General features: G+C 56.7%; 10 protein-coding genes. 4 read left to right on the forward strand and 6 right to left on the reverse strand.

Annotated elements, in window-relative coordinates:
- The first annotated feature begins 577 nt into the window (after positions 1-577).
- Positions 578-2,077 (forward strand): sugar porter family MFS transporter, encoded by a 1,500-nt coding sequence (locus RCF31_RS10940; protein ID WP_416410400.1) that lies wholly within the window; start codon positions 578-580, stop codon positions 2,075-2,077.
- 4 nt (positions 2,078-2,081) lie between these two features.
- On the opposite strand, the gene RCF31_RS10945 is transcribed toward RCF31_RS10940, so the two are convergent.
- Positions 2,082-2,987: a LysR family transcriptional regulator gene (locus RCF31_RS10945; protein ID WP_416410402.1), complete on the reverse strand. Its 906-nt coding sequence runs from the start codon at positions 2,985-2,987 to the stop codon at positions 2,082-2,084.
- Between the two features lie 85 nt (positions 2,988-3,072).
- On the opposite strand from RCF31_RS10945, the gene RCF31_RS10950 reads away from it, so the two are divergent.
- The gene (locus RCF31_RS10950) at positions 3,073-4,143 is read left to right on the forward strand and encodes a tartrate dehydrogenase (protein ID WP_299458100.1); all 1,071 of its coding nucleotides are present in this window, start codon (positions 3,073-3,075) and stop codon (positions 4,141-4,143) included.
- Between the two features lie 27 nt (positions 4,144-4,170).
- Here the strand turns inward: RCF31_RS10950 and RCF31_RS10955 are convergent, their stop codons facing one another.
- From RCF31_RS10955 to RCF31_RS10970, 4 genes are read right to left on the reverse strand one after another with little or no spacing between them, the layout of a single operon-like run.
- Entirely contained in the window at positions 4,171-5,502 is a 1,332-nt protein-coding gene (locus tag RCF31_RS10955; protein WP_416410405.1) for a glycoside hydrolase family 28 protein, read from the reverse strand.
- 9 nt (positions 5,503-5,511) lie between these two features.
- The gene (locus RCF31_RS10960) at positions 5,512-6,327 is read right to left on the reverse strand and encodes a carbohydrate ABC transporter permease (protein ID WP_416410407.1); all 816 of its coding nucleotides are present in this window, start codon (positions 6,325-6,327) and stop codon (positions 5,512-5,514) included.
- Positions 6,327-7,199: a carbohydrate ABC transporter permease gene (locus RCF31_RS10965; protein WP_416410409.1), complete on the reverse strand. Its 873-nt coding sequence runs from the start codon at positions 7,197-7,199 to the stop codon at positions 6,327-6,329. The genes RCF31_RS10960 and RCF31_RS10965 overlap by 1 nt, the downstream gene beginning before the upstream one ends.
- Positions 7,200-7,255: 56 nt before the next feature.
- On the reverse strand, positions 7,256-8,596 hold the full coding sequence (locus RCF31_RS10970; RefSeq protein WP_416410411.1) for an ABC transporter substrate-binding protein: 1,341 nt from the start codon (positions 8,594-8,596) through the stop codon (positions 7,256-7,258).
- A 528-nt stretch (positions 8,597-9,124) separates the two neighbouring features.
- Between RCF31_RS10970 and RCF31_RS10975 the strand changes: the two genes are divergently transcribed.
- Both RCF31_RS10975 and RCF31_RS10980 read left to right on the forward strand, forming a co-directional pair.
- Entirely contained in the window at positions 9,125-9,724 is a 600-nt protein-coding gene (locus RCF31_RS10975; RefSeq protein ID WP_416410413.1) for a GNAT family N-acetyltransferase, read from the forward strand.
- A 12-nt stretch (positions 9,725-9,736) separates the two neighbouring features.
- Positions 9,737-10,828: an ABC transporter ATP-binding protein gene (locus RCF31_RS10980; protein WP_416410415.1), complete on the forward strand. Its 1,092-nt coding sequence runs from the start codon at positions 9,737-9,739 to the stop codon at positions 10,826-10,828.
- Positions 10,829-11,324: 496 nt separating this feature from the next.
- Here the strand turns inward: RCF31_RS10980 and RCF31_RS10985 are convergent, their stop codons facing one another.
- Positions 11,325-12,446: an ROK family transcriptional regulator gene (locus RCF31_RS10985; protein ID WP_416410417.1), complete on the reverse strand. Its 1,122-nt coding sequence runs from the start codon at positions 12,444-12,446 to the stop codon at positions 11,325-11,327.
- Positions 12,447-12,449: the final 3 nt, after the last annotated feature.

A 12,449-nucleotide genomic window follows, 5' to 3' on the forward strand; every position in this document is an offset into this window, starting at 1 on the left:
CGGGTATCGCCACCAGGGTAAAAATGATTTAAATCGCTCAATCAGGAGCAAAATTACGCACTGACAGGGCTACTTTATAGGCGATGGTCGGATAAATTTGTTTGATCATGCTCACAAACACTCAACATTGATTACAAATAATCAAATCATCATTCCATAGCATGACCAGCGCACCTGCGCGGGAAAAAGAAGAGGTTTTGATATTTATGCACAGCACACCGGTGTATGCAGTGATATTTCCTGGTGAGCGCATGGATAGTGAAATATTATTTTGTCCGAATCGGACTGATGAAATTTTATTTAATTCAAAATTTCATAGTTGAGAAGAGAAATTCAGAACATAATAAATTTTATAAAATAAAAGTCATTTACATCAATTAATTATGTCACTTTATTTTTATAAAATTCGCAGAACAACAGCTATAATTCGCCATCCATCCACAGCAAAATGTGACACAAATCACAAACAATGCTATATCTTTATCTCATAAAAATAATATCAAGGAGCATAAGCCGATTATTTCGGCCGCACTGTACCCCTGCATAAAAATAAACTCACTCACCTGCAAGGAATACTATGCCTGGATCAGAAAATAAAACCTGGCGATATTCGCCCGAAACCCCGTCTGCTCAGGCTGACAATGAAAAGTTATCCGCAAGCGCAACCGAAGAAAACAGCCGCTTTCTCAGCGCAGATGCCTTTTTATTGACAGCGACCGCCATCGCCGCCATTGCTGGCTTTCTCTATGGCTACGACACCGGCATTATCTCCGGTGCACTGTTGCAGATTACCCATGATTTCCACCTTTCCTCGCATGCTCAGGAGCTGGTGACCAGCGCGATCCTCGTCGGCGCTGTGGTGGGTGCCCTCAGCTGTGGACGTCTCTCCAGTCAGCTGGGCCGTCGCTACACGGTGATGATTGTGGCAGCGATTTTTGCGGTCGGCGTAATCGGTTCAGGCCTGTCACCCAATGCCGTCTGGCTCGGCGTCGCACGCCTGGTTCTGGGCTTTGCCGTCGGTGGTGCCTCGCAAATCGTCCCGGTGTATATCGCCGAGCTGGCTCCCCCGGACCGCCGTGGCCGTCTGGTGACCTTCTTCAACATCTCAATTGGCGTCGGCATTGTGACTGCCGCGCTGGTCGGCACCTTTATGCAGGATATCTGGAGCTGGCGCACCATGTTTGCCGTCGCCGCCATTCCGGCGGTGATCCTGCTGCTGGGGATGCTGCCACTGCCGGAAAGTCCACGCTGGCTGGTCGGTCAGAAACGGCTGAAAGAGGCCCATCTGGCGCTGGATGCCGTGCGCGACACGGAAAAACAGGTGCGTCAGGAGATTCGCGATATCCAGCGTGTGCACGCCAAAGTAGAACGCAAGGCGGTCGCCAGCTGGAGCGATCTGAAACAGCCCTGGCTGCGCCCGGCGCTGCTGGTCGGGCTGGGGATCGCCGCTTTTACGCAGCTTTCCGGCATTGAAATGATGATTTACTACACGCCCACCTTTCTCACCAACGCCGGATTCAGTCGTGATGCGGCACTGTATTCAGCGCTGGGCGTGGCGGTGATTTATCTGACGCTAACCATCATCGGCAAGCTGCTGGTCGATCATGTTGGACGCCGTGCCTTAACCCTGTGGATGATGCCAGGTGCGATCGTCAGCCTGCTGCTGTTGGGCACGGTATTCCGTCTCGATGCACAGGGCGGTGGGCACAGTTTGTTGATCGTGCTCTGCCTGTTTGGCTTTATGGTGTTTAACTCCGGCGGTATTCAGGTGATTGGCTGGCTGATGGGGTCGGAGCTCTATCCGCTGGGTATCCGTGAGAAAGCCACCAGTCTGCATGCCGGGATGCTGTGGGGTTCCAACCTGCTGCTGACTGCCACGGCTTTATCGATGGTCAACCTTCTCGGCATTGGCGGTGCCATGTGGTTCTACGCGCTGCTGAATCTGCTCGGCTTTGTGTTTGTCTTTTTCCTGATGCCGGAAACCAAAGGCCGCTCGCTGGAGGAAATTGAAACCTCGCTGAAAGCCGGGGAGTTTTATCCGGTGCAGCAGCGCCGCCAGCAGACGGCGGAGGAGTAAACTGTTACAGCGCCTGCTGCAAAAACTCGACAAAGGCGCTGATGCGCGCCGGAAGCTGGCGCTGCGGTTGCCAGACGGCAAAGATATCGCCGTCTGGTGCCGTCCAGGCTGGCAGCACATGCAGCAGCTCGCCACTGTGAATGCTGTGTTGCGCGTCCCACCACGACCGCAACAGAATGCCATGCCCATCCTGCGCCAGCTGCATCGCCACCTCGCCGTCATTGGTAATCAACGTCCCCCGGACCTTTTGCGTTAACTGCTGCTCGCCATTACTCAGCCGCCACAGGGCAAAATCGCTTTCATACTGCCGCAGCAAAATGCAGTTGTGCTGCGCCAGCGCCGCGACGCTCTCCGGCAGGCCACAACGTTCGGCATAGGCTGGTGCGCAACACAGTACACGCGGATTGGTACGCAGCTTGCGTGCCATCAGCCGTGCATCCGGCGGCTCACCGACGCGAATATCAATATCGATATGTGCATCAAGGAAACTGAGCGGCTGGCTGCTCAGTTGCAGGCTGAGTGACAGCTCCGGGTGCAACGCGGCAAAACGCGACACCAGCGGCGCGACATGACGACGGCCAAAACCAAACGAGGCATTGATATTCAGCGTGCCGCGCAGCATGGCGGTCTGGCTGCTGACCGACTCCTCCAGCTCCGCCAGCTGATCCAGCAGCGGGCGTGCCCCTTCCAGGTAACGTTTGCCCTCAGGCGTCAGCTCCAGCCGACGCGTAGTTCGACGCAGCAGCTGCACGCCAAGACGCAATTCCAGCTGGCTCAGCCGTTTACTTACCGCCGGTAACGATAGCCCCAGCTCGCGTGCTGCCGCCGTCAGGCTACCGAGGGTGGCGATACGCACGAAAAAGGCCAGATCGTCAGTGGAGGTACGGGATTCTCTACTTTTATTCAACATTGGCTTGCTGTTCAGGCTAATTATTTCCCCATGATGCAAAGTTATACTGCGGGCAGAACATCAACAGCAACCTGCGAGAGACCCTATGAGCGGCAAAACATTTAAAATCGCCGTCATCCCTGGCGATGGCATTGGTAAAGAAGTGATGCCAGAAGGCATCCGCGTGATGGATGCGGCAGCGAAAAAATTCAATATCCCACTGGAGTGGCAATGGTTTGACTATGCCAGCGCCGAATACTGGCAGCAGCACGGCAAAATGCTACCGGATGACTGGTTCGCTTCCCTGCAAACCTTTGATGCGATCTACTTCGGTGCCGTAGGCTGGCCGGATGTGGTGCCGGATCATGTGTCACTGTGGGGATCGTTGTTGCAGTTCCGTCGTGAGTTCGACCAATACGTCAATCTGCGTCCGGTACGCCTGATGCCGGGTGTCAAAGCACCGCTGGCGAATCGTCAGCCGGGTGATATCGATTTCTACGTGGTGCGAGAAAACACCGAAGGGGAGTACTCCAGCGTGGGTGGCACCATGTTCCCCGGCACCGAGCGTGAAGTGGTGATTCAGGAAACGGTGATGACGCGTACCGGCGTCGATCGCATCCTGAAATTTGCCTACGAACTGGCACAGAAGCGCCCGAAAAAACACCTGACCTCCGCCACCAAATCCAACGGTATCGCCATTACCATGCCGTACTGGGATAGTCGGGTAGAAGCCATGTCCACCCACTACCCGGAGGTAAAGGTCGATAAGTATCATATCGATATTCTCACCGCCAACTTCGTGCTGCACCCGGACTGGTTTGATGTGGTGGTGGCCAGCAACCTGTTTGGCGATATCCTGTCGGATCTCGGCCCGGCCTGTACCGGCACCATCGGTATTGCGCCATCGGCCAATATCAACCCGGAAGGCAAATTCCCCAGCCTGTTCGAACCGGTACACGGCTCCGCGCCGGATATCGCAGGTCTGGGAATCGCGAACCCGATCGGTCAGATCTGGTGTGGTGCGATGATGCTGGAACACCTCGGCTTTGCCGAAGCTGGCGCGGCGGTGCTGGATGCCATCGAACGCACGCTGGCGGCGGGTAACAGCCTGACGCGCGACCTCGGCGGCAAAGCCTCAACTGAGGAGCTGGGGGCGGCCATCGCGGCGGCGTTGTAATAAAAAACCGCGCGATAAATCGCGTCGCTACGGCAGAATCTGCACCGTTGCCGTATGCCAGCCCGCTGGCAACGGCTGCGGGCGCACAATGGTGACGTTGTGCAGTTGCAGGTTCTCCACGCCGCGCGCAAACACGCCCGGCAGGCCATCCGGGTAGGCCGCCACACCATAGGCCAACCCGGTGAGGCTATCCATTTTATAGGCGTTATCCAGCCCCATTCCGGTGGGTGATGCGGGATTACAGGGCGGGCGCACATCGTAGTGCCCCTGCTCCGCCGTGGTCGCCACCACCTGCCGTAGTTGCACATTGCTGATCATCACCTCACGGATCTGCCCCGCTGCCTCGGTATGCAGGTTAATCGCCCCTTCCATCACTCCGCTGACGTTAGTGAATTGCAGCTGTTCGATATGACCCGGCGCAATCGCCGGATCGCGCGCGCGAACCGAAACAAACAACGCATCGGCTTTGCCCCAGTGGCACGGCGGCGCATGGTGGCAGGCCAGCGTCAGGTTGCTGAAATGCAGACGACGGAAACAGCCACCGTCGCGCGACAGCAGGCCAATCGCCCGGTTGGAATCGAAAATGGTACAGCCGGTGACAGTAACATCTTCCACGTCATCAAAGGTTTCGGTACCGATTTTGAAGGCGCAGCTGTACGAGCGCAGCAGACAGTTGCTGATCATAATCTGCCGCGCCGCGCGCCTGAGAGGAGCCGGTTTGTCGGTGGTTTTAATACAAATCGCGTCATCCGCCGCGCTCAGGTAACTGTTGCTGACAAACACCGCTTCGCAGCTGTCGATATCCAGCGCATCGGTATTCGGCATGGTCATGGAATTATCAATCGTCAGATGATCAATATGGACATGGCGGCAACTCACCAGATGCACGGTCCACATCGGTGCCTGCACGATACTGAACTCCTGTAGCGTGACCTGCTGGCAATCTTCAAACACGATGATGCGTGGGCGAAACGGGCGCGGCAGGCGATAGCCCTGATCATCCTTTTCAGCGGCAAACCAGGCTTCGCCATCCCCGTCAATCACCCCTTTGCCGCTCAGGGTGATATTGCGCTGGCCCACCGCGTACAGCAGCACATGCTGCGACAGCTCAGCCTGGCTCTGCGCCAGGCAACGATGATAATCCTCAACCCGCTGGCTCGCCAACAACGTGGCCCCCGCCGCCAGATGCAGATGGAGATTCGAACCCAGCGTGACGGTGCCCAGCCGGTAACGGCCTGCTGGTATCGTGAGCGTACCGCCCCCCTGCTGCGCCAGCTGATCCAGCGCGTGCTGAAAGCAGGCGGTATCGAGCGTTTCCCCGTCGGCGGCGGGATGAAAATCGGCCAGAGAGAGGTGCATGCGGTTCTCCTATTTCACTGCGCCTTCGGTCACACCACTGATAAATTTGCGCTGGAACACCAGGAACACCGCCACCAGCGGCAAAATGACGATCATCGCCCCCGCCATCAGCACCGGGATATCAATGGTGTTTTTGTTCTGGAAAAACATCATGCCGATGGGCAGGGTACGCAACTCATCTTTGTTCACCAGAATCAGTGGGATGAGAAATTCGTTCCAGGTCCAGATAAACAATAGCAGCGCCAGCGTTGATAACGTGGGCCAGATGGCGGGCACCAGAATGCCCCACAGAATTTTACGTCGTGATGCGCCATCCATCACCGAGGCTTCCACCAGCTCGCGCGGCACCTGTTGCAGTGCGGTGGCAATCATCAGCGTGGTGAACGGCAATGACAGCGCAATCTGCGGCAAAATCAACGCCAGGTAGGTGTTGGTCAGCCCCATCCAGCGCAGCTCGTGATACAGCGGGATAATAAAGGCTTCACTCGGCAACACCATGCCAAGGGCGAGCATCGCCGCCACCAGTTTTTTACCGGGGATCTTCAGCCAGGCAAAACCAAAACCGGCCAGAATCCCAAGCAGAATGCTGCAAATCACCACCGGGAACACCACCAGCACCGAGTTCATAAAATAAACGTTAAAATGGCCCTGCTGCCAGGCGGTGGCGTAGTTTTTGAAGTTGAGCGACGAAGGTAAGGTAAAGACGCCCTGGAACAGCTCCATCTGGGTTTTGAATGAGGTCATCAACGCCATCAGAAACGGCATAATGGTCATCAGCGCCACAATCCAGATAAGCGCACGAGAAACGACTGGCGTGCCACGCATCAATGACGCTCCCGAATTGCAAAGTGGATTAACGCGTTGATCATCAACACAATCATCATACTGAACACCGCTACCGCCGACGCATAGCCGAAGTAGTGCAGGTCAAAGCCTTGCTTATACATAAAGATATTGGTCACCATGGTGGAGGTGCCCGGCCCGCCCTGTGTCATCACGTAGACCAGATCAAAGGCTTTCAGGCTGGCGATCACCGTCAGCAACAGCGCAATTCGCAGCTCCGGGCGCAGCGATGGTAGCGTGATGCGCATAAATTTTTGCCGCCGCGAGGAGCCATCCAGATCGGCCGCTTCCAACAGCGACGGGTCCATGCGCTGCAATCCCGCCATAAACAACACCAGACAAAAACCAAAGAAGTACCAGGTAGCGACAAAGCCCACGGCAGGTAGCGCCCAGGTAAAGTCACCCAGCCATGACAGCGCCAGCTGCGGCAGACCGATGGCACGCAGGAACTGGTCAATCGGGCCGAATGCCGGGTTGTACAGCCAGCGCCACACCACCCCAAGCACCGCCATCGGCATGATGTAAGGCAGAAAGAAAAGGATACGCAGCAGGCTGCGTTCTTTGTTGTTACGCGTTTCGTACAGGAAGCTGCACAGCAGCAAGCCAACACCAATCGGCAACAAGGTGTAGAACAACATCAGCAATGCGTTGTTGCCCAGTGCCACCCAGAACACCGGGTCACTGAACATACGCATATAGTTGCTGATGCCGGTAAAAATCGGCATCGAGATGCCATCCCACTCGGTAAAACTGATGCCCAGCGACGCCAGCAGCGGCAGCAACAGAAAGACCGCGTACACCAGCACCGCGGGCAGGAGATAGAGCGCATTGCGCCAGGCAGATTTGTTCAGCATAACCTTGCTCGCTTGCGGACCTGTCAGCAGCCCGGCACGATGCCGGGCCGGATTTATCAGTGCTTCAGGGTTTTCAGGTAACGTTGATAGTTGTTGTCGAAGTTAGTGGCCATCTGGTCGGCAGTTTGCCGTCCGGCCAGCAGCAGCTGTACGTTCTGATTCAGCTCGGCGTTCATGGTCGGTGTCGCCCAGTCCACGTAATGACCGAGGCCATCATGCTGGTTCAGCGTCACCCATACCTGGTAGGCCTCAGCCAGCAGCGGATTATCGGCCGGGATCTGCGCATTTTTGCTGGCGCTGGCCGGCAGGAAGCCTACTTTCAGCCAGCGGTTCGCCATCTCATCCGACACGATATAATCGATGAACTTCGCGGCGGCATCCTGCTGTTCTTTAGTTTTCGCCGTGCTGGTGATGGAGAACGCCAGGTCAGTCCCGCCCACCATCAGCGCATGCTGCACACCCGCGCCCATCGGCATCGCGGCAAAGTGGATATCTTTGTTGTCTTTGAACTGCCCCAGATACCAGGTGCCGCTCACCAGGAAGGCGGCCTGACCGTTCTGGAACAAGGTCGCAGCATCGTCATGACCAATCCCCTGGAAGCCGGGGAAAAAATAGCCTTTGTCGTTCCAGCTTTTCATCATGTTGGCGGCTTTTACCAGCTTGTCATCTTTAAAGGTGCCACCTACGTCGTAAATCAGGTCATCGAGTTTTTTACGGTCGCTGCTTTCAATCTGCGCTTCCCAAATGGTACTGAGCAGTTGCTGGCCCATGTTGCCGTCCAGCAGCCCCAGCATCATGGGTGCGGTGCCCTGCGCTTTCAGTTTTTCCATCGCCTGTTCCAGCTCGGCGAGGGTTTTTGGCACCGCGATACCGGCTTTATCCAGCAGCGCTTTGTTGTAATACAGGCCGACCATTTCACCGAGGCTGGCAACGCCATACAATTTGCCGCTGCCAAAGTCCTGATTATCGGACCAGCGATTACGTTTCAGGATCGAATCCGGGAAACGCGTGGTCCAGCCATAGGTTTTGGCGTAATCATCCAGCGGCCACAGCAGCTTGTCTTTCACCAGCGAACCCATATCGCCACCCCCCTGATTCACCTGAGCAATCTGCGGGCCATCACCGGCTGTCAGCGCCAGTTTGAGCGGGATGCGGGTGTCTTCGAAGGAGTGCACAGAACGCTGGATGACAATGCCGGGATTCTGTTGCTGGAACACTTTAATCGCTTCATCCACCGCTGCGGTCTGCTGTGGATAGTTATAAATATCCCACTCATTCAGGGTCACCGCCTGGGCCGAGGTCATCGCTGCGCCGAGCAGCACCCCAGCGGAAACCAGACGAGACAGGGTACGCAGAGGGCGATGGAAGTACTGCGAACGTACGGTTGAATCACACATAATGCTCGGTTTCTCCAACAGATGACTGGCATCCCTTCATCTCGACACCCGCAGTTCCCGCAGGCTGATTCAGCAGAAATAACGCACTTATCCATACTTACTTTATGCACAAAAGAAAGTCAAACCTGTGCCGTGCGGAATTTTTGCTCTGTGATGCAGTGCAAAAAGTGAGAAGAAAGGCGCGGTGATCAGCAGAGGATGCTGCTTAATCAGCCACCAGGCCGCTGCAAACAGCCCACTTCAAGCCATGCCCAGCATAAATCACTCATGATTTTAAAGCGCATTAACTTACTGATAGAGCATATGAAAATCGTATAGTTATGGATGATACTGACAAAGAAAACATGAAAAAGCCTGCGGATTAAGGGCTTGCCAGCGCATCACCACAGCCTTGCCGCGCTGGCGGTCATGCGCTGCGGTTATGTTTCGCCTGCGCTTTGTGGGATGACGCAATTATTACACCTTGAAAACTAAGTACGCTTTCATTACCGTAAAAACTGTTCATCTCCTGACCACAGAGGCTCCACCATGACGGCTGAAGGTGTTATTCGTCACGCCACCGAGGCGGACTTTCCCGCGCTCTCGCGTATTTGTTTAGAAACCGCCAATGCAGGGAAAGATGCGACCGCGCTTTATTCGGACCCCGCCCTGCCGGGCCTGCGCTTTGTGATTCCCTACGCCCGTTTCGTACCTGATTTCGCGCTGGTTCTGGAACAACAGGGAGAGGTCATCGGCTATGCGGTCGCGGTACCGGATACCCGTGCCTTCGAAGCCGTGCTGAATCAGCAGTGGTGGCCGCTGTTGCAGGCGCAATATCGCGACTACCCGGCCAGCGCCCCGCTCGACAGCAAAGTGCTGGATGCCATCCTCCAGCCGGATGCCGCCGCCGATCAACTGGTGAGCCAGTGGCCCGCGCATCTGCACATTAATCTGCTGCCGCCCGCTCAGCAGGGTGGTTGGGGGCGCAAGCTGATTGAGCACCTGCTGACTCTGCTGCGCCAGGCCGGTGTGCCTGGCGTGCATCTCGGCGTTAGCCTGCAAAACGAGCAGGTTTGCGGTTTTTATCAGCGCCTTGGCTTCACGCCCATCGTGCGCAGCAACGCCATTTATCTGGGCCAGTTACTTTAAGCGAGACACAGCATGACCAGCCTGCATCTGCAAAGCGTTAAGAAGTCCTACGAGCAAGTGAACGTGATCCACGGTATCGATCTCACCATTAACAGCGGTGAATTTGTGGTGTTTGTTGGCCCCTCGGGCTGCGGAAAATCGACGCTGTTACGCATGATTGCCGGGCTGGAGGAGATCAGTGATGGCAAGCTGCTGATTGAGGGTGCGGATATGACCCAGCAGCCCGCCACCGAGCGCGGTATCGCGATGGTGTTTCAGTCCTACGCGCTTTACCCGAATATGACGGTACGTGGCAACCTCGCTTATCCGCTGGAGGTGATGAAGCGGCCGAAAGCCGAGATTGAACAGGCGATTGCGCAGACCGCAGCGCGCCTGCACCTTACCGAGTTGCTCGATCGCCTGCCGCGTGCCTTGTCGGGCGGACAGCGGCAGCGTGTGGCGATTGGCCGCGCCATTATTCGCCATCCACGTATTTTCCTGTTCGATGAACCCCTGTCGAACCTGGACGCTGAGCTGCGTTTGCAGATGCGTATCGAAATTGCCCGGCTGCACGCCTCGCTGGGCAACACCATGATTTACGTCACCCATGACCAGCTGGAAGCGATGACGCTGGCCGACCGGATCGTGGTGCTGCGTCAGGGGCGTATTGAACAGGTCGGTGCGCCGCTGGAGTTGTATCGCGACCCGGATAACCTGTTTGTCGCCGGGTTTATTGGTTCGCCGAAGATGAATTTCTTACCCGCCGAGGTGGCGGCGTTGGCACCCGGCCAGGTGCAGCTGCGCGTGCCGTCGCTGGGTATTCACTCATTAACGCTAGACATGGCGGCCACCTGTCACGAGGGGCAAAAGGTGACGCTGGGCGTACGTCCTGAGCATTTCCAGCTCGCCACGGCTGCCAACGCGCCGCTGAGCTTTAGCGCCCCCCTGTCGTTCAGCGAGATGCTGGGGCATACCAATTATCTTTATCTGGATGTGGGCCAGGAGCGGCTGCTGGTGATTGAGGAGCGGAATGTGGCAAGCCATCAGATCGGTGAGCCGATGCGTTACCAATTAGATACGGGGAGTTGTTTGTTGTTTGATGAGCAGGGCCTGCGGATGCGGTAAAGGGCCTGGCAGCGGGTGGCTATGAGAAGGTTCCGCCCGCCAGGCTTTAGGCAGTTTCAGGATCGCCTGTGCAGGCGGCTCGTCCTGGCCTTCCCTCTGCACTCGGCGCTGCGAATGCCGCCCACCCCCCCCCCCCGTTTGCAAGCCCGAAGAAAAAACAAACCGCAAAAGAAAAAACACAGGAAAGCATTGATGTGGCAGCGGCGGATGGGCGCCATCCGGACTCGCTGAGCGCGGGAACGATTCCAGGATGAGCCGCATGGATGCGGCGAAAGGCGGCGTTGAGCAGGAGCGAATCGACGCCGGTCCGTCGGAAGTTGTAGCGGCGCGATTTATCGCGCAAAAAATCCGCGAAACGGCGAGGCAGGCGGCGCAAGGCCGGGGAATGCAAAGGGGACGGCCAGGTCCCCTTTGCTCGGTCGCCGCACCGGCGAACTGAAACTACCTCAGCCCGAGGCGAACGAAATCCCCGCGGAAGCAAACGAAACCACGCGACTTAAGACGCAATCTCTTCATCGGCCTGCGCCGCCAGCAAATCCAGCAACTTATTCACCGCAAACCCCGCCGCGCCCTGCGCCCACATCCGATTCGACTCGGTAATAAACTGCAACGGCGTCATATGCGGTGTCAGCTTCAGACGATAGTTCTGGAAACTCTGGGTGATATTATCCAGCAGAATGCGTGACGCCATTTGCGGTTCCATCGCCAGATAAACCACATCCGGATCATAGGCAATCGACAGGTTCGCCAGCGACATGCCCAGCTGATGCCCGGCTTCCGCCAGCGCGCTTAACACCTCCGGTGTGGGACGCAAATCCAGATCGCGCAACGTCGGCGGTGCATCCTCTTTCAGCGTCTCCGCCACCCGGTGCAGAATCGCCTGCGATGAGGCGACATCTTCCAGCAGGCGCTCAGAACCATCACCCAGCAGGGCATTACCAATCTCTCCCGCTTTGCCATGACGTCCGCGATAAAGCTGACGATCCAGCAAAATACCCGCGCCAATCCCTTTGCCGAAGGTGGCGATAATCGCCGATTGTGCATGACCGAGCTGACCAAACACCAGCGCCGCCATCGCCAGCGCGTTAGCGTCGTTTTCGATAAATACCGGTAAAGAAAAACGCTCTTCCAGCAGGCGGGCGATGGGCACGTTATCCCAGTCCAGCACGCGTGAGCGCACGCAATAGCCATTGCTGGCATCCACCAGACCGGATAGCGCCAGACCAATAGCACCGACTTTCTTGCCTTCTACGCCGCGCAGAAACTTCGCCAGCGCGTCACCCAGCTGTTTCGGGCTCATCGCACCGGAAGGCATTTGCTGCTCGCCGATGATATTTCCACCGAGGTCGGTCAGCACAATCAGGTTGCGTTCCGCATTGAGTTGGATGCCAACCACACTGGCGTGATCAGGATTGAGGCCGAGCAGGGTTTTGGGACGCCCCATCGAGACCCGGCGTAGCCCCAGCTCCTGCACGATGCCGCCAGTCAGCAGGCGATTGGTGGCCTGCGAAACCGTTGACATGCTCAGGCCGCTGCGCACTTTGAGATCGGACTGGCTTATTGGCGCGTTTTCGACAATCAGCCGCAGAATGCGGGCGGTTACGTTCGGAGCGGTCATGGT

Origin of the sequence: Pantoea sp. App145, from assembly GCF_047947045.1 — a bacterium.
In the GTDB taxonomy this organism is placed as follows: domain Bacteria; phylum Pseudomonadota; class Gammaproteobacteria; order Enterobacterales; family Enterobacteriaceae; genus Pantoea.

Bases quoted from the DNA above. Each gene is read 5' to 3' on its own strand.
- RCF31_RS10940 (WP_416410400.1), top strand. From the start codon at position 578: ATGCCTGGATCAGAAAATAAAACCTGGCGATATTCGCCCGAAACCCCG.
- RCF31_RS10945 (WP_416410402.1), bottom strand. From the start codon at position 2,987: ATGTTGAATAAAAGTAGAGAATCCCGTACCTCCACTGACGATCTGGCC.
- RCF31_RS10950 (WP_299458100.1), top strand. From the start codon at position 3,073: ATGAGCGGCAAAACATTTAAAATCGCCGTCATCCCTGGCGATGGCATT.
- RCF31_RS10955 (WP_416410405.1), bottom strand. From the start codon at position 5,502: ATGCACCTCTCTCTGGCCGATTTTCATCCCGCCGCCGACGGGGAAACG.
- RCF31_RS10960 (WP_416410407.1), bottom strand. From the start codon at position 6,327: ATGCGTGGCACGCCAGTCGTTTCTCGTGCGCTTATCTGGATTGTGGCG.
- RCF31_RS10965 (WP_416410409.1), bottom strand. From the start codon at position 7,199: ATGCTGAACAAATCTGCCTGGCGCAATGCGCTCTATCTCCTGCCCGCG.
- RCF31_RS10970 (WP_416410411.1), bottom strand. From the start codon at position 8,596: ATGTGTGATTCAACCGTACGTTCGCAGTACTTCCATCGCCCTCTGCGT.
- RCF31_RS10975 (WP_416410413.1), top strand. From the start codon at position 9,125: ATGACGGCTGAAGGTGTTATTCGTCACGCCACCGAGGCGGACTTTCCC.
- RCF31_RS10980 (WP_416410415.1), top strand. From the start codon at position 9,737: ATGACCAGCCTGCATCTGCAAAGCGTTAAGAAGTCCTACGAGCAAGTG.
- RCF31_RS10985 (WP_416410417.1), bottom strand. From the start codon at position 12,446: ATGACCGCTCCGAACGTAACCGCCCGCATTCTGCGGCTGATTGTCGAA.